The sequence below is a fragment of the Saccharopolyspora erythraea genome, from assembly GCF_018141105.1.
GTDB lineage: Bacteria > Actinomycetota > Actinomycetes > Mycobacteriales > Pseudonocardiaceae > Saccharopolyspora_D > Saccharopolyspora_D erythraea_A.
This window is the reverse complement of the sequence record NZ_CP054839.1, coordinates 1,922,942-1,938,777: the sequence shown is the minus strand read 5'-3', so window position 1 is coordinate 1,938,777 and position 15,836 is coordinate 1,922,942. Positions and strand designations below refer to the sequence as shown.

14 protein-coding genes are annotated in these 15,836 nt (G+C 71.3%); 6 read left to right on the top strand and 8 right to left on the bottom strand.

Annotated features, from left to right (window positions below):
• Positions 1-71: 71 nt before the first annotated feature.
• From HUO13_RS08925 to HUO13_RS08915, 3 genes are all read right to left on the bottom strand, one after another.
• Positions 72-494: an MmpS family transport accessory protein gene (locus tag HUO13_RS08925; protein WP_211900952.1), complete on the bottom strand. Its 423-nt coding sequence runs from the start codon at positions 492-494 to the stop codon at positions 72-74.
• Positions 495-625: 131 nt separating this feature from the next.
• Positions 626-2,206 (bottom strand): alpha/beta hydrolase, encoded by a 1,581-nt coding sequence (locus HUO13_RS08920; RefSeq protein WP_249124552.1) that lies wholly within the window; start codon positions 2,204-2,206, stop codon positions 626-628.
• Between the two features lie 638 nt (positions 2,207-2,844).
• Positions 2,845-3,588 carry a lysophospholipid acyltransferase family protein gene (locus HUO13_RS08915; protein WP_211900951.1) on the bottom strand — a complete coding sequence of 248 codons (744 nt, stop codon included), beginning with the start codon at positions 3,586-3,588 and terminating at the stop codon, positions 2,845-2,847.
• 214 nt (positions 3,589-3,802) lie between these two features.
• Between HUO13_RS08915 and HUO13_RS08910 the strand changes: the two genes are divergently transcribed.
• Together HUO13_RS08910 and HUO13_RS08905 are read left to right on the top strand one after the other, a co-directional pair.
• The gene (locus HUO13_RS08910; RefSeq protein ID WP_211900950.1) at positions 3,803-6,355 is read left to right on the top strand and encodes an FtsK/SpoIIIE family DNA translocase; all 2,553 of its coding nucleotides are present in this window, start codon (positions 3,803-3,805) and stop codon (positions 6,353-6,355) included.
• A 365-nt stretch (positions 6,356-6,720) separates the two neighbouring features.
• Complete coding sequence (locus HUO13_RS08905) at positions 6,721-8,010, top strand: sialidase family protein (protein ID WP_211900949.1); 1,290 nt, start codon at positions 6,721-6,723, stop codon at positions 8,008-8,010.
• Positions 8,011-8,105: 95 nt separating this feature from the next.
• On the opposite strand, the gene HUO13_RS08900 is transcribed toward HUO13_RS08905, so the two are convergent.
• The 5 genes from HUO13_RS08900 to HUO13_RS08880 form a co-directional block, all read right to left on the bottom strand.
• Positions 8,106-9,320, bottom strand: a complete 1,215-nt coding sequence (locus tag HUO13_RS08900) for an alpha-hydroxy acid oxidase (RefSeq protein ID WP_211900948.1) — start codon at positions 9,318-9,320, stop codon at positions 8,106-8,108.
• A 120-nt stretch (positions 9,321-9,440) separates the two neighbouring features.
• Positions 9,441-9,941 (bottom strand): phospholipase, encoded by a 501-nt coding sequence (locus HUO13_RS08895; RefSeq protein WP_211900947.1) that lies wholly within the window; start codon positions 9,939-9,941, stop codon positions 9,441-9,443.
• 259 nt (positions 9,942-10,200) lie between these two features.
• Positions 10,201-10,866 (bottom strand): TetR/AcrR family transcriptional regulator, encoded by a 666-nt coding sequence (locus tag HUO13_RS08890; RefSeq protein ID WP_211900946.1) that lies wholly within the window; start codon positions 10,864-10,866, stop codon positions 10,201-10,203.
• A gap of 43 nt (positions 10,867-10,909) precedes the next feature.
• The gene (locus HUO13_RS08885; protein WP_211900945.1) at positions 10,910-11,446 is read right to left on the bottom strand and encodes an amino-acid N-acetyltransferase; all 537 of its coding nucleotides are present in this window, start codon (positions 11,444-11,446) and stop codon (positions 10,910-10,912) included.
• A 137-nt stretch (positions 11,447-11,583) separates the two neighbouring features.
• Positions 11,584-12,090, bottom strand: coding sequence for an amino-acid N-acetyltransferase (locus HUO13_RS08880; protein WP_211900944.1), 507 nt, complete (start codon positions 12,088-12,090; stop codon positions 11,584-11,586).
• Positions 12,091-12,335: 245 nt separating this feature from the next.
• Between HUO13_RS08880 and rimO the strand changes: the two genes are divergently transcribed.
• The 4 genes from rimO to HUO13_RS08860 all read left to right on the top strand — a co-directional run bounded on the left by rimO (position 12,336) and on the right by HUO13_RS08860 (position 15,683).
• The gene (rimO, locus tag HUO13_RS08875) at positions 12,336-13,796 is read left to right on the top strand and encodes a 30S ribosomal protein S12 methylthiotransferase RimO (protein WP_211900943.1); all 1,461 of its coding nucleotides are present in this window, start codon (positions 12,336-12,338) and stop codon (positions 13,794-13,796) included.
• A 64-nt stretch (positions 13,797-13,860) separates the two neighbouring features.
• A complete protein-coding gene (gene pgsA, locus HUO13_RS08870; RefSeq protein ID WP_211900942.1) occupies positions 13,861-14,484 on the top strand; it encodes a CDP-diacylglycerol--glycerol-3-phosphate 3-phosphatidyltransferase in 624 nt (207 codons plus the stop codon).
• Positions 14,481-14,972 (top strand): CinA family protein, encoded by a 492-nt coding sequence (locus HUO13_RS08865; RefSeq protein WP_211900941.1) that lies wholly within the window; start codon positions 14,481-14,483, stop codon positions 14,970-14,972. Before pgsA ends, HUO13_RS08865 begins: the two co-directional genes overlap by 4 nt.
• 192 nt (positions 14,973-15,164) lie before the next feature.
• Positions 15,165-15,683, top strand: a complete 519-nt coding sequence (locus HUO13_RS08860; protein ID WP_211900940.1) for a helix-turn-helix domain-containing protein — start codon at positions 15,165-15,167, stop codon at positions 15,681-15,683.
• The last annotated feature ends 153 nt before the right edge of the window (positions 15,684-15,836 follow it).

The following is a 15,836-nucleotide window of genomic DNA, read 5'->3' as shown; positions in this document are numbered from 1 at the left end:
GGAGGCCGAGACCGCGCGAAGGGGATGGTCAGCGGTAGGGGCGGTGCGAATGGTCAGCGGCGGTCAGAGAGTCACGGCGCGGAGTCGTTGCACAGCGCCAGTTCCCAGGCGCCGACGGAGCTGCTCTCGTCCAGCACCTCGCCGTCGACGGTGATCCGGCAGGTGATCCGGCCCTCGTCGGCGTTCTGCGCGGAGAGCGTGAAGACCTGGAAAGCCGCCTCCTCCAGGGAGATCTCCTTGCGGAACGGCAGCGGCACGTTCTGCAGCTGCTCGGTGCCCGTACCTCCGTCGCTGGTGTAGGTCACGTCGACCACGTCACCGTCGCCGAACACCTCGTAGAGGACGTGGCGGTCCTGCGCGGGCATGCCCTCGGCCGGACTTCCCAGCACCGCGCAGCCGGACAGCACGAACGGCAGGACGAGCCCGGCGATGCCGAGCACGAGCGCGGAGCCGCCGAATCCGCCGCCGCGGTCCGCTCGTTCCCCCTGTCGCATCCCTGGTCCTCCCCGCAGTCGGCCCGCATCCGCTCCGGATGGGCACACCGCTGTTCTACACGAGGCAGCAGCCGCAACGCCCTCCGGGCGAGACCCGGAGGGCGTTGCGGCGTACGGCCCTGGCGCCGCGCTCAGTGCTGGTTGGCCTGCAGCGCTTCCTGCAGGATCGCCGGCTGCTGCGGGCGGACGCTCACCGCGCCCACGGCCGCGGGCTCCGGCTGCGGCAGCGGCCGGCAGGTGGTGTCGGGGCCCTCACCGTCCTTGCGCTCCGGCAGCTTTCCGGTGGCGAGGTAGTCGGCGATCTGGCCGTCCAGGCAGGCGTTGCCGCCCAGCGACCCGGAGTGCGTCGTGCCACCGGGCAGGCTGATCAGGCTGGAGTTCGGCAGCCGCCTGCGAGCCTCCAGCGCGCCCGGGAACGGAGTCGCGGCGTCGAGTTCCTCGCTGATGAGCAGCGCGCTGGCGACCTTGCCGCCGTCGACGTCGACCGGCTTGCCCGCCTTGGCGGGCCAGAACAGGCACGGGGCGTTGAACCAGGCGTTCGCCCAGGTCTGGTACGGCGCCTTGGCGTGGGTGGCCCAGTTGTCCTCCTCCCACCGCTTCCACTGCTCCGGCCACTGCACGTCGGTGCACTGCACCGCGTTGTAGACGGCGAAACCGTTGTCCTCGCCGGGCGGGTTGGCCTTGTCGTAGAGCTGCTTGAGCGGTTCCCACGCGCCGTCGTGGACCCAGCCGGCGAACGCCTTGGCGCGGGCGTCCCACCCGCCCTGGCCGTAGCCGGCCTGCAGGAACAGGTCGGTCCACTCGTCGGAGCCGATGATGCCGCCCGCCGGGTCGCGGTCGAGCTTCGCGCGCTGGTCGTAGAACAGCTTCGACACGTCGGCGCCGGTGGTGCCGAGGTGGTAGACCGCGTCGTGGCGGGCGATCCAGTCGAAGAAGATGTTGATGTTGCGGTCGAAGGCCACGTCCTGGTTGAGGTTGGCCTGGTACCAGACGTCGTTGGCGTTGACCACGCCGTCCATCACCACCCGGCGCAGCCGCTCCGGGAACATCGTGCCGTAGACCTGGCCGAGGTAGGTGCCGTAGGAGAAGCCGTAGTAGTTGATCTGCTCGGCGCCCAGCGCCTTGCGGATGCTCTCCATGTCCTGCACGGAGTCGGTGGTCTTGACGTGTTCGAGCAGCTTGCCGTGGGCGCCGCAGGCCCGCGCGTAGCCCTCGGACTTGGCCAGCCACTCCTTCTCCAGTTCAGGGGTCACCGGGACGTAGTCGGGCCGGTTGTAGGAGAAGTGGTTCGGGTCGCACGACAGCGCGGGCACGCTGGAGCCGACACCGCGCGGATCGAAGCCGATCCAGTCGTAGGACCTGCCGACGTCCTTGGGAACCGACGGGCCCAGCGCGGCGAGCCGCAGCCCGGAGCCGCCGGGACCGCCGGGGTTGACCAGGATCGGGCCCTGGTACTGCGCGTCGGGAACGGTGTGCTTCACCCGGGACACCGCGAGCGAGATCTTCTCGCCGGCCGGGTCGGCGTAGTCCATCGGCACGTCCAGCATGCCGCACTCGGCGCCGGCTTTCTGCAGGCTCTCGTCCTGGCACGGTCCCCACTGGATCGGAGCGGGCTGGAACTCCGGCGGCTTCGCGGCCCCCGCCACGGGGGCCAGCGCGAGCCCGCCGGCCAGCAAGCCGGCCGCCATCGCGGCGCTAGCGATTCTCTTCACGGCGATCCCTGTCTGTCGGCGATCCGCGAGTTCTCCTCGCCTGAACCGGCGATCAGTGTTGACTCGCGCTCGCGTTCCGCGCCAGTCAAAAGGCGAAGTTGGCGCAAAGTGCTCTCGCCCGGAGGGGGGAATGCACTCACTCTTCCGATGTGGACAACTCCGGAAAGTGATCTATGTCAGAGAATGTGCCGCCATGTCCGGGAATCCGCGCGACGTGCACGGACCTCCGGTTACGCCTGCTCCCGTCCACTTCGCACCGTTTGCGCGCAGCACGCCCGGGGCTCCGGCGCCACTTGGAACGGTTGCACTGGATCGGGCGAACGGGTGCAGCGCATCCGGCTCGGCGAGCACCCGGGCAGGCGACGTGGGAAGGGCCTGGTGTGGCGGCAACTCGCGTGCCGCCGGATACCGCTGCGCTCCAGACTGTGGCAGCGGTCCGCGAAATGCGGACGCGCTTCCCGGCCGGATCGGTCACCGTGCCGGGCGGTTCCATCCCGGCGCGGCGGACTGGGTGCTGCCAGGTCCGCCGCGGCCACGCCCTGAAGTCGCGTGGTGGGAGCAGATCGCGTTCAACGTGTGTCCGGAGTTGGGCACGGCGATCGCGGGATCCTCGCCCACCTCGCGGCGGCCGGCGACCGCTACGGGTGCCAGGGGCTCCGCTTGTCGCTGACCGGGCGGGTCGGGTCGTCGTGGTCGGGGACGTCCGGTTCGGCGGCACGCAGCGGGACCAGCCCGTCGGTGATGGCGCGCATGATGCGGTCGCGGGCGCGGACGGCGTCGCCGGGGCGCTCGGCGGAGAGGTCGCTGAGGTCGACCGGAGCGCCGAAGTGCACCTTCAGCGTCGGGCGCCTGCGGATGGCGCGCAGCCACGACGAGAACAGGATCCACACGTCGCGGGCGCTCTCGACGCGGAGCATGCCGTAGCACATGGCCTCGTGCGCACCCCACTGGCTGACCGGCACCACCGGTGCCTGCGACGCCAGCGCCATCCGGGCCACGCCGGTCTTGCCGAGCTCCGGCCAGAGACCCGGCTCCAGGCTGATCCGCCCCTCCGGGTACATCAGCACCGGCCGCGGGTCCTCACCCAGGGCCGCGACAACCTTGGCCAGCGCCTCACCCGCCGTCGCCTTGCCCCGGTCGGCCCGCACGTGGCGGCTGCGGCGCAGCATCCAGCCCAGGACCGGGGTGTCGAAGAGGCCGCCAGTTGCCAGGAACCGCGGTGCGATGCGGCGCTGCCTGCACGCGGCGATCAGCACCACCGGGTCGAGGTTGCCGATGTGGTTGGCCGCCATCAGCAGCGGCCTGCCGCGCAGCGGGTCCGGCACGTCGCCGGTGACCTCCAGCCGCCCGGTGAGCGCGACGACCGCGCGGTCGATCCGCATCAGCGCACGCCACAACCGCGGAGCGGCTCGGTACAGCTTGTCTCGATCGCTTCGGCGTGTCGGCTCGTGCGGTGTCGACGGCAAGGCAACCATGATGGTCGAGGATCCCACGAACCAGGCCCGCGCATGAGCGGATCACTCGAAAAATCCACCGCGCCGTCACTCACCAGTGGCTGGTGTGACTGGGGAGGCGGGTAAAGATACCGTGTGGGGCATGGCGAGCCGGACGACGAGCGGGGGGCGCAGCTCCCGCAACGGCGCTGCCAGCGGCACCGCGAAGAGCTCCGGCAAGAGCTCCGCGAGGGGTTCGGCAGCCACCCGGAGCAGCGGCTCCGGCAAGGGTTCACGCGGTGGCGGGTCCTCGAAGGGCGGTAGCGGGGGCAGCGCCAAGCCGCGCCCGGGTTCCACGCACGCCCCCCGCCGCGCACCGGCGAAGCGTTCCGGCGGCTCCGGTGGCGCCGGCGTCGGCCGGGGTGTCGCCAAGGGAGTCGGGGGCGTGGTCCGCGCCATCGGCCGCACCAAGGACCTCGACCCCGCGCACCGCAGGGACGGGCTGGCGCTGTTCTTCCTCGCCATCGCCGTCGTGGCCGCGGCGGGCGTGTGGTGGCACGCAGGCGGCCCCGTGGGCCAGTGGTTCGACTGGATCCTGCGCTCGGTCATCGGCTCGGCCGCGCTCGCGCTGCCCGTGGTGCTGCTGATCGTCTCGGTGCTGCTGATGCGCACGGAGAACAACCCGGATGCGCGCCCGCGTGTGGTCATCGGGGCGCTGTTGCTGGTGCTGTCCGCGCTTGGCGGCCTGCACATCGCCGCCGGTGCGCCGCAGGCGGTCCAGCAGTGGCCGCAGGCCGGTGGCGCGATCGGCTTCGTCGCGGGCGGCCCGCTCGCCCATGGGCTCACCGGCCCGGTCGCGATGGCCGTGCTGGTGATCGTGTTCCTGTTCGGTTTCCTGCTGCTCACCGGCACGCCGGTGCGCGAGATCCCGAGCCGCCTGCGCGGGCTCGGGCAGCACGAGGACGACGCGGCCGCCGACGCCCGGGCGAAGGGCGCCACGACCGAGGACTCCGAGAAGACCGAGGTCAAGCTGCGGAGGCCGTCGCGGCGCCGCCAGGCGTCGATGTCCGGGGACTCCCAGCTCTCCATCGACGACGTCGAGGCCGACGCCAAGACCGCCAAGAAGCCCAAGCCCGCCGACGTCCCGGCCAACCAGCCCGCCGCCGAGGCCGCCAAGCCCGAGAAGGCTGAGAAGGCCGAGCGGCCGAAGGTCACCCGCACCGTCGAGGGCGACTACCAGCCGCCGTCGCTGGACATGCTGCACGACGGCGAACCGCCGAAGGCCCGCAGCAAGGCCAACGACTCGATGATCGAGGCGATCACCGCCGTCCTCGAGCAGTTCAACATCGACGCCCAGGTCACCGGCTTCACCCGCGGGCCGACGGTGACCCGCTACGAGGTCGAGCTCGGGCCCGGCGTCAAGGTCGAGAAGATCACCGCGCTGACCAAGAACATCGCCTACGCCGCCGCGACCGACAACGTCCGGCTGCTCGCGCCCATCCCCGGCAAGTCCGCGGTGGGCATCGAGGTCCCCAACAGCGACCGCGAGATGGTCCGGCTCGGCGACGTGCTGCGCTCGCAGAAGGCGGTCGCCGACACCCACCCGCTGGTGATGGGCCTTGGCAAGGACATCGAGGGCGACATGGTCACCGCGAACCTGGCGAAGATGCCGCACCTGCTGTGCGCGGGCTCCACCGGTTCGGGCAAGTCGAGCTTCGTCAACTCCATGCTGGTGTCGCTGCTGGCGCGGGCCACGCCCTCGGAGGTCAGGATGATCCTGATCGACCCGAAGATGGTGGAGCTCACCCCGTACGAGGGCATCCCGCACCTGATCACGCCCATCATCACCCAGCCGAAGAAGGCCGCGGCCGCGCTGGGCTGGCTGGTGGACGAGATGGAGCAGCGCTACCAGGACATGCAGGCCAACCGGGTCCGCCACATCGACGACTTCAACAAGAAGGTCCGTTCCGGCGAGATCACCGCACCCCTCGGCAGCGAGCGCGATTACCGGCCCTACCCCTACATCCTGGCCATCGTCGACGAGCTGGCCGACCTGATGATGACCGCGCCGCGCGACGTCGAGGACGCGATCGTGCGGATCACCCAGAAGGCCCGGGCCGCGGGCATCCACCTCGTGCTGGCGACCCAGCGTCCTTCGGTGGACGTGGTCACCGGCCTGATCAAGACCAACGTGCCGTCGCGGCTGGCCTTCGCCACGTCGTCGCTGACCGACTCGCGGGTCATCCTCGACCAGCCGGGTGCCGAGAAGCTGATCGGCATGGGTGACGCGCTGTACCTGCCGATGGGCGCGTCCCGGCCGGTGCGGGTGCAGGGCTCGTTCGTCAGCGACGAGGAGATCCACCGCGTCGTCGCCTACACCAAGGAGCAGGCGGAGCCGGAGTACACCGACGGCGTCACCGCGGCCAAGGCGGGGGAGAAGAAGGAGGTCGACTCCGACATCGGAGACGACCTCGACGTCCTGCTGCAGGCCGCCGAGCTCGTCGTGACCAGCCAGTTCGGCTCCACCTCGATGCTGCAGCGCAAGCTGCGGGTGGGCTTCGCCAAGGCGGGCAGGCTGATGGACCTGCTGGAGTCGCGCGGCGTGGTCGGCCCGTCGGAGGGTTCGAAGGCGCGCGAGGTGCTGGTCAAGCCGGACGAGCTGGAGAACGCGCTGTACTCGATCCGCGGCGGCCCGCCGCCGGACGAGGAGGTCTGAAGGACCCGCCTTTGAACTCACCTTGCGTGACGGCGCGGGCAGCGGAACATCGGCCGCGCCCCTTCGAAGATCGAAAAGCAGGCTCTGAGGCCACGTGACAACGGCTCCCGCTGATCGGCGGGAGCCGTTTCGCATTTACACCGATTCCCCGTTTAACCGTTTGTTCCCGCGATTTTCCGGCAATGGTCGCGACTATTGTGTTGAATCGGTTGATGCTGGTCCGAACGGTCTAGTTCGGATTGCCCTGAATGAATACCGCGCGTGGGCTGCACCACCCATTTCGTGCGATATATTCGCCGCCACCGCTGATCAGATGACGTTGTTCGACACGGCCGGTGACGAAACAATTGGCGAAGGGTTCGCAGATGTCCGGCAGGAAAGTCCGCGCAGGTTCGGCGATCGCGCTGTCACTGCTCATGGTCACGGGGTTCCAGCAGATCGCCTCGGGCGTCGAGCCACCGGCCGCCGACCCGGCGTCGAGCCCGCCGCCGGGAGCGGGGCCCGCGGACGTGGAGAAGGGCGAGATGCTGCGCCACGGCGGCAGCAGCTACCCGCGGCTGGTGCGGCTGGAGCACGGTCCGGCCAAGGGGCGCGTGCTGGCCAGCATGACCACCTACGTCGACCGCGCCGGGCGCGCGGTGATCTACCAGAGCGACGACGACGGCCGCTCGTTCCAGCAGGCCGGGGAGATCCGCGACCCGGAGGGCGAGAACGAGAAGGGCATGTGCTGCTCGACGCTCTACGAGCTGCCTCAGCGGGTCGGCGACATGCCCGCGGGCACCCTGCTGTGGGCGGGCACGGCGGGCATCGGTGCCGACGCCGACGTGCGGGAGGCCAGCATCCGGCTCTGGCGCAGCGACGACCAGGGGCGCACCTGGCGCTTCCTGTCGACCATGGTCGACGCGCCGCGCGGCCCGGGTGTGTGGGAACCGGAGTTCACCGTCTCGGAGAACGGGGACCTGGTCGCTTTCTATTCCGACGACGGCGACCCGAAGCACGACCAGAAGATGGTGCAGGTGCGTTCTCGTGACGGTGTGAACTGGACGGACGTGAAGGAGACGATCAAGAACGACGAGTTCACCGTGCGCCCGGGAATGGCCGGAGTCCGGCAGCTTCCCGACGGCACCTACGTGATGGTCTACGAGGTCTGCAATTACGACCCCGACCACATCTGCACGGTTTACATGCGCAAGTCCGAGGACGGCTGGGACTGGGGCGACCCGTACGACCTCGGCACCGAGATCACCTCCGACACCGGCGCCCAGCCGCTCGGGACGCCGACCATCGCGTGGGCCCCCGGGCCCGGCCGCAACGGCAGGCTGCTGCTGGCCTACCAGCTGCTCGCGCTGGACCGCGGTGGACTCGCGCCGGGCAACGGCCGCACGCTGCTGGCCACCGACGACCCTGCGAACCCGGGCAAGCCCTGGCGCGAGATCCCGGCGCCGGTGAACATCAAGTACAACCACGGCAGCACGTGCCGCAACTTCAGCCCGACGGTGGTGCCGACCGAGGACGGCGAGTCGGTCATCCACGTGACGACCGATTTCGAGAAGTACATCGGCGGACCGTGCGAGGCGTGGTTCGGCGTCGGCCCCATCGACGGCGGCCAGGCCGCGCAGGCCCCGCAGCAGATGGACACCAGGCCCGGCCGTTAGGCGCTGTCGTTGAACTCGTCTTGAGTGGCGGTCCCGTTCGCCCAGGTCCCGTTCGCCCGTTCGTCGCGGGCGGACGGGACCTGTCGCTTCCCGGCTTACCTGCGCAGGACGGCGTAGGAGCCGTTGAGGTCGTCCACCCTGGACACCCCGAGCAGCTGCATCGTGCGCACGACCTCGGTGCGCAGGATGTCGACCGCGCGCTGCACGCCCAGCTCGCCGCCGGCCATCAGCCCGTACAGGTACGCGCGGCCGACCAGGCAGGAGTCGGCGCCCAGCGCGAGCGCGGCGACGATGTCGGCGCCGCTGAGGATGCCGGTGTCGAGCATGATCTCCGCGCGGTCGCCGATGGCCTCCCGCACCTCCGGCAGCAGCTCCAGCATCGTCGGCGCGCGGTCGAGCTGGCGCCCGCCGTGGTTGGACAGGATGACCGCGTCCGCCCCGAGCTCGACCACCCGGCGGGCGTCGGAGACGTTCTGCAGCCCCTTGATGATCAGCGGCCCGTCCCACGCCTCGCGCAACCACTCCACGTCGCTGAAGTTCAGCGAGGGGTCGAACATCTTGTTGATCAGCTCGGCGGCGGTGCCCTCCCACCGGCTGAACGAGGCGAACGACAGCGGCTCGGTGGTCAGCAGGTTGAACCACCACGCCGGGTGCATGGCGCCGTCGGCGATCGTCTTCAGCGACAGCGCGGGCGGGATGGTCAGCCCGTTGCGCATGTCGCGCAGTCGGGCGCCGCCGACCGGGGTGTCCACCGTCAGGATCAGCGCCTCGTAACCGGCGTCCTGCGCGCGTTGCACGAGGTCGCGGCTGGCCGCGCGGTCGCGCCAGATGTAGAGCTGGAACCACTTGCGCGCGGCGGGACCGGCGGTCGCGGTGTCCTCGATGGACGTCGTGCCCATGGTGGACAGCCCGTACGGGATGCCCGTCCGCTGCGCGACGCGTACCACGGCGCTCTCGCCCTCGTGGTTCATCATCCTGGTGAAACCCGTCGGCGCCAGCGAGAACGGCATCGCCGACGGCTTGCCAAGCACCGAGGTCGTGGTGTCCACGCCGGACACGTCCCGCAGCACCGACGGGCGGAACTCGACGTCGAGGAACGCCTGCCGGGCGCGGCGCAGGCTGGTCTCGCCCTCGGCGGCGCCGTCGGTGTAGTCGAAGACCGCGCGCGGCGTGCGGCGGCGCGCGATGGCGCGCAGGTCGCCGATCGTGTGCGCGCGGGCCAGGCGCCGCCGGGTCGGGTTGAGCTGCGGTGGTTCGACCCGCAGCAGCGGTCGGAGCTCGGACCAGCGCGGGAGTTGCCGCCGTACCATCGGGCACCGTTCCTTTCTCGTGCACGGTTGCCCCGTGAACGGTACCGATTTCACGCTGGCGAAGTCACTGCAGAGACGAGAAGGGCGTGACCGCCACGGCGGCCACGCCCGGTGGATGCCTCAGCCCTGGCGGGCGGTGATCCCGGCCTTGTCGATGGCGTCGGCGGTCGAGTTCGCGGAGGCCCCGAACTGCCGGACCGCCTGGTAGTAGACGTTGGCAGCGGCCTTGCAGCCGTTGTTGCTGCCGCAGGCCGAGTACATGTCGGCCTTGAAGTTGTCGTCGATGCGCAGGCGGGTGTCCTCGTTGAACCTGGCCTGGCGCTTGTAGTTGCGGTAGCCGAAGTCGTGGCGGTCGCAGCTCTCGGAGAAGTCGTAGCCCAGCGGCTCGTCGGGGGACCAGGAGCAGCTGTCCGACGACCAGTCGAGCTGGGTGGCGTGGGGCCGGTCGCCACGGACGTCGGTGAACTGGGTGAGCGAGACCTCGAAGAGGTACCTGTCGGTGGTCGCGCGCAACTCGGAGTCGCTGAGGTCGGCGTGCGCGGTGCCGGCGGTCAGCAGCAGTGCACCTGTGGCGGCCACCGCGGCCGCGAACGCGCGCCGGGCGCCAGGTGAGTTCTTCACGGTGATCTCCTCGGATCAGGTGAGTGACTCCCGGTTTATAGCCGCCGGGTGGGCGGTTTCGGACGCTTTGACGCTATCTGCACATGAATGGTGGATGGCGTTTCCACCTAACGCTCCGAACGGCGCAACCGCGCTGCCTCCTCACGGAGCCGGGCAAGCGTCTGCGCGGGCGAAGTCAGCCGACCTGGTCGGGACGCGGACGGGGATCAGGTGATCTCGCCGGGCGGTGGCTGGGAGGTGAGCCGGTCTGGTCCGGACGTCAGCCGGTCTCGCCGGCTTCTCCGGTCGCGTAGGCGCGCAGGAAGGTGTCGACCGCGGCCGCGGCGACCGCGCGGGTCTCGCTCGCGGGCAGCCTCCGGGTGCCCAGCCGTGAGCGCGCCTCGACCGGTCCGGTCAGCAGCGCCATGAACTGCTCGGCGGCCTGCGCCGGGTCGCAGCGGCGCAGCTCCCCCGACAGCGAGAGGCGGGCGAAGCGGTCGGCCAGCGCCTCGGTGATCCGGGTGGAGGTGCGCCGCTGGACGGACTCGACGAGGTCGGGGAAGCGGGCGACCTGGGCGTAGGTGAGCCAGCGCAGGGCCAGCGCCCGCTTGCCGGTCACCACCTGCAGCATCCGCCGCGCCAGGTCCGCCGTGGCCGCGGGCAGGTCGGCGCCGGGCTCGCGCAGCCGTTCCACGACGGCGAGCCCCTCCGCGGCCACCGCGTCGGCGGCTGCCTCCACCGCCTGCCGGAACAGGTTCTCCTTGTCGCTGAGGTGGTTGTAGACCGTCAGCTTCGCGACCCCGGCCTCCTCGGCGATCTCCTGCACGCAGGTCTGCGAGTAGCCCTGCCGGGCGAAGACGGTGAACGCGGCGTCCAGGATCGCCTGCCGCTTGTCGATGCGTCCCCGCGAGGTCGTCCGCGCGGCCGAAGCCGTCCCTCTAGCCACGGCACGCAAGCTTATAGCGCGCGCCGCGTGCGTCGATCTCCCGTCAGTCCTGCAGCTCCAGGAGCATGCGGGTGTTGCCGAGGGTGTTGGGCTTGACGTAGGGCAGGTCGAGGAACTCGGCGACGCCCTCGTCGAGGGAGCGCCGCATCTGCGCGTAGACCTCGGGCGTCACCGGTGCGCCGTCGATCGGCTGGAAGCCGTGCCTGCGGAAGAACGCCGTCTCGAAGGTGAGCACGAAGATCCGGGGGAGCCCGAGCTCGCGGCCCGCGGTGATCAGCTGCGACACGACGCGGTGGCCGACGCCGAGGCCGCGCACCGACTCGTCCACGGCGACGGTGCGGATCTCGGCGAGGTCCTCCCATAGGACGTGCAGCGCGCCGCAGCCCACGATCCGCCCGGGCCCCTCCGGTTCGGTCAGCTCCTCGGCGACCCAGAACTCCTGGACGTCCTCGTAGAGCGTGACGAGCTCCTTGGCCAGCAGCACCTTGCCCGCGTAGTGGTCCACCAGCGACTTGATCGCCCGCACGTCGCCGATCCGCGCGCGCCGGATCACTATCGCGTGTGGCGCATAGTCATGCATGCGGTTCATGTTAGCGCCCGCCGCGATGCGGAGCATGCACATCGCGCAGAAGATCCCGGCAAGGAGGAGCTGCGATCACCCGGTGGAACCGTTCGTTGATAACAGTGGCCCGAGGATCGGGGTCGCGGCGCGGAAGGCTATGCGGTCAGGCGCAGGAGCATGCGGGTGTTGCCGAGGGTGTTGGGCTTGACGTAGGGCAGGTCGAGGAACTGCGCGACGCCCTCGTCCGGTGAGCGGCGGATCTCGTCGTAGATCTCGGGTGGGACCGGGGTGTCGCGGATCGGCAGGAACCCGTGCCTGCCGAAGAAGCCGGTCTCGAAGGTCAGCACGAACAGCCGTGCCAGGCCGAGCTCGCGCGCGCAGGCGATCAGGTGGTCGACCAGTGCGTGGCCGATGCCCATGCCGTGGCTGAGCGGGTCGACCGCGACGGTGCGGATCTCGGCGAGGTCCTCCCATAGGACGTGCAGCGCGCCGCAGCCGACGATCCGGCCCCCGGTCTCGGCGACCCAGAACTCCTGGACGTCCTCGTAGAGCGTGACGAGCTCCTTGCCCAGCACCACCTTTCCCGCGTAGTGGTCGACCAGGGTCTTGATCTCGGGGACATCGCGGATGCGAGCGGGGCGGATGTTCACGGATGTCGACATAGTTAGGCAAGCCTAACCTGCATGATCGGCCTCGGGTACTGCGGCGGGGCGTAATCTCGGTCTCGCCCGGCAGCGGGAACGGGCCGTGCGCACGAGGTTTCCGGTGCGACGCGGGGGTTTCCCCGCGGTCGCCGCGAGGGCGTCCCGCCCCGCGGGCTCGCCCGCCGCATCCCGCCGTAGCCCGCCCGCGGTGCGCAGCGAGGCTCATGCGCAGCGGGGACAACGCCGGACGTTACGCTCGACGCATGTCTGCCGAGCACCCTTCCCGTCGAGTCGCCATGGTCACGCTCGGTTGCGCGCGCAACGAGGTCGACTCCGAGGAGCTCGCCGGCAACCTGCACCAACGCGGCTGGGACCTGATCGACGACGAGTCGTCCGCCGACGTCGTCGTGGTCAACACCTGCGGTTTCGTCGAGTCGGCGAAGAAGGACTCCGTCGACACGCTGCTCGCGGCATCCGACACCGGCGCGAAGGTCGTCGCCGTCGGGTGCATGGCGGAGCGTTACGGCGCCGAGCTCGCCGAGCACCTGCCGGAGGCCGACGCGGTGCTCGGGTTCGACCACTACGGCAACCTCGCCGACCGGCTCGACGACGTGCTCGCCGGCCACGCCATCCAGCCCCACCAGCCGCAGGACCGGCGCAAGATGCTGCCGATCACCCCGGTCGCCAGGCCCGCCGCCGCGGCGGCCTCCGAGGTCGCCGTCCCCGGCCACGGCTGGGTGCCCTCCACGCGCGGGATCGCCCGCCGCAGGCTCGACGACTCGCCGCTCGCGGCGCTCAAGCTGGCCTCCGGCTGCGACCGCCGCTGCTCCTTCTGCGCCATCCCGTCCTTCCGGGGCTCCTTCCTGTCGCGGCAGCCGGAGGAGGTGCTCGGCGAGGCCGCGTGGCTGGCCGAGCAGGGCGCGAAGGAGCTGTTCCTGGTCAGCGAGAACTCCACCTCCTACGGCAAGGACCTCTCCGATCCGCGCGCCCTGGAGACCCTGCTGCCGCGGCTGGCGGGCATCGACGGCGTCGACCGGGTCCGCGTCTCCTACCTCCAGCCCGCCGAGACCCGCCCCGGCCTGGTCCGCGCCATCGCGACCACCCCGGGCGTGGCGCCCTACTTCGACCTGTCCTTCCAGCACTCCAGCGAGAAGGTGCTGCGGCGGATGCGCCGGTTCGGCTCCACAGAGTCGTTCCTGGCGCTGATCGACCAGATCCGCGAGCTCGCCCCGGAGGCGGGCATCCGCAGCAACGTCATCGTCGGCTTCCCCGGCGAGACCGAGGAGGACTTCGAGGAGCTGCAGGACTTCCTGACCAGGGCCCGGCTCGACGCGGTCGGCGTGTTCGGCTACTCCGACGAGGACGGCACCGAGGCCGCCGGTTTCGACGGCAAGCTCGGCGAGGACGTCGTCGCCGCCCGGGTCGAGCAGGTCTCCGCGCTGGCCGACGAGCTGGTCGCGCAGCGTGCGGAGGACCGCGTCGGCACCGAGGTTCGGGTGCTGGTCGAGCGGGACGAGGACGGCGAGGTCGCCGGCCGCGCCGAACACCAGGGCCCGGAGGTGGACGGCGAGTGCGCCGTCGTCGATGCTGGAGGGGTCGGCGTCGGCGAGGTGGTGCACTGCCGGGTGATCGCCAGCGAGGGCGTGGACCTCGTGGCGCGCCCGGTCGGCGCCGCACCGGAACAGGACTCGTCGCAACGCCGCGGTGCCGGGGAGGGATCATGAACCGGGATCGAACCCTGAGCTCGGGTGCCCGCGCGGGTCACCGGCGCGGCGCGGTGGCCACGCCGTGACCGCCGAGAGCGCGGCCTCGGACTCCGCCACCTCCGGTGGGCGCGCCGACGGCCCGGTGCCCGTTCTCAACATCGCCAACGTCCTGACCATGTCGCGGCTGGCGCTGGTGCCGGTCTTCCTGGTCGCGCTGTTCTGGGACGACGGCCACGACCCGATGTGGCGCTGGATCGCCACCGGCGTCTTCGCCATCGCCTCGATCACCGACCGCATCGACGGCGACCTGGCGCGGCGGCGCGGGCTGGTCACCGACTTCGGCAAGGTCGCGGACCCGATCGCGGACAAGGCGCTCACCGGCTCGGCGCTGGTCGGGCTCAGCCTGCTCGGCGACCTGGCGTGGTGGGTGACGCTGGTGATCATCGGCCGCGAGCTGGCGATCACCGGCCTGCGGTTCTGGGTGATCCGCCACGGCGTGATCCCGGCCAGCCGGGGCGGCAAGGTCAAGACGCTGCTGCAGGCCCTGGCCATCGGGCTGTACCTGCTGCCGCTGGCGGGCTGGGCCGATCCGCTGCGGTGGGTCGTGATGGGCGCCGCCGTGCTGGCCACCGTCGTGACCGGGCTCGACTACGTCTTCCGGGCGCTGCGCCTCCGGGCGAGCGGCAAGCGGGCGGCCGGCGCGTGATCGTCGAGGCCCTCGGGGTCCCCCGCCAGCACGTGGTGCTCGTCCTCGACGCGCTGCGCACGCGTGGTGAGACCGTCGCCACCGCCGAGTCGCTGACCGCGGGCATCCTGTCGGCCGCGCTGACCGACGTGCCCGGCGCGAGCGACGTCGTGCGCGGCGGCGTGGTCGTCTACGCCACGGACCTCAAGGCCAGCCTGCTCGGCGTCGACCGGGTCGTGCTCGACGAGCACGGCGCGGTGCACCCCGCGGTCGCCGAGATGCTGGCCGTGGGCGTGCGGGCGCGCTGCGGCGCGGACTGGGGCATCGGCCTCACCGGCGTGGCCGGACCCGACCCGCAGGACGGCGTCTCGCCGGGCACCGTGCACCTCGGCTTCGCTGGTCCCAGCGGCGCGACGGTGCGTTCGGTCCACCTGGGAGGCGATCGCCACTCGGTGCGGGCTGCGGCCGTTCGGGTGGCGTTGGAACAGTTCCGGGAACTGCTGCGTTGATGCTGCTGACCGGACGGATCAACCGTGCGCTGGAGGAAGGCGCGGCCCGCGGGCCACGCCGGGTCCAGCGGGCCTCGCGTTCGCCCTTGGCGGACTTGCCGCTGATCGTTCTCGCCGAGGCCGCTCGGTGAGTAACGTAGGGGGCGTTGGCGCGTAGCGCACGCGGTAGGCGACGAAGAAGGGAGGCGCGAGATGACCGTGTTGCTGCGGGAAGCGGTCGGTGAACGACTGCGCCGCGCCCGGACCGCTCAGTCTCGGACCTTGCGGGACGTCTCGCGCGCTGCCCGGGTGAGCCTCGGCTACCTCTCCGAGGTGGAACGGGGCCGCAAGGAGGCGTCCAGCGAGCTGCTCGCCTCGATCTGCGACGCCCTGGAGCTGCCGCTGCCGGAGCTGCTGGTGACCGTGGCCGGCGACATGGACGAGTCGCTGCTGGCACCCGCCACGGTGGAGCACGCGTCGACCGCCGAGATCGACGGCGGCAGGCTGGTGCCCAGCCTCATCGGCACCGAGCTCGGCGAGGCCGAGCCGGCAGGCGAGCGCGAGCTCGCGGGCACCGAGGCCCACGGCGGCACGGAGACCCGCGTGTCCATCGACGAAGCCACCCGGGTGTCCATCGACGAGGCCGCCGGGGACCTGCGGCTGCAGTCGGTGCTCAGCCAGCGCATCGGTGCGCCGGTGCGCACCTCCGGCGGCGTGGTCGTCGCGGCCTGAGGCGCGGTGGCGCCGGCGGCTGGCTGGCCGCTGGCCGCTGGCGGCCGGCGGGCCGGGGGCCGGGCGGTGCGGGCGCCTCGGTTTGGCTGTCGGGGGCTTGGGCTGGCGGGTGCCGGTTGGCTTGATGGCGCGCCTGGGTTTGGCTGGTGGGGC

Coding starts and splice junctions, on each gene's coding strand:
- HUO13_RS08925 (WP_211900952.1), bottom strand. CDS start 494: ATGCGACAGGGGGAACGAGCGGACCGCGGCGGCGGATTCGGCGGCTCC.
- HUO13_RS08915 (WP_211900951.1), bottom strand. CDS start 3,588: ATGCGGATCGACCGCGCGGTCGTCGCGCTCACCGGGCGGCTGGAGGTC.
- HUO13_RS08910 (WP_211900950.1), top strand. CDS start 3,803: ATGGCGAGCCGGACGACGAGCGGGGGGCGCAGCTCCCGCAACGGCGCT.
- HUO13_RS08905 (WP_211900949.1), top strand. CDS start 6,721: ATGTCCGGCAGGAAAGTCCGCGCAGGTTCGGCGATCGCGCTGTCACTG.
- HUO13_RS08900 (WP_211900948.1), bottom strand. CDS start 9,320: ATGGTACGGCGGCAACTCCCGCGCTGGTCCGAGCTCCGACCGCTGCTG.
- HUO13_RS08885 (WP_211900945.1), bottom strand. CDS start 11,446: ATGCATGACTATGCGCCACACGCGATAGTGATCCGGCGCGCGCGGATC.
- HUO13_RS08880 (WP_211900944.1), bottom strand. CDS start 12,090: ATGTCGACATCCGTGAACATCCGCCCCGCTCGCATCCGCGATGTCCCC.
- rimO (WP_211900943.1), top strand. CDS start 12,336: ATGTCTGCCGAGCACCCTTCCCGTCGAGTCGCCATGGTCACGCTCGGT.
- HUO13_RS08860 (WP_211900940.1), top strand. CDS start 15,165: ATGACCGTGTTGCTGCGGGAAGCGGTCGGTGAACGACTGCGCCGCGCC.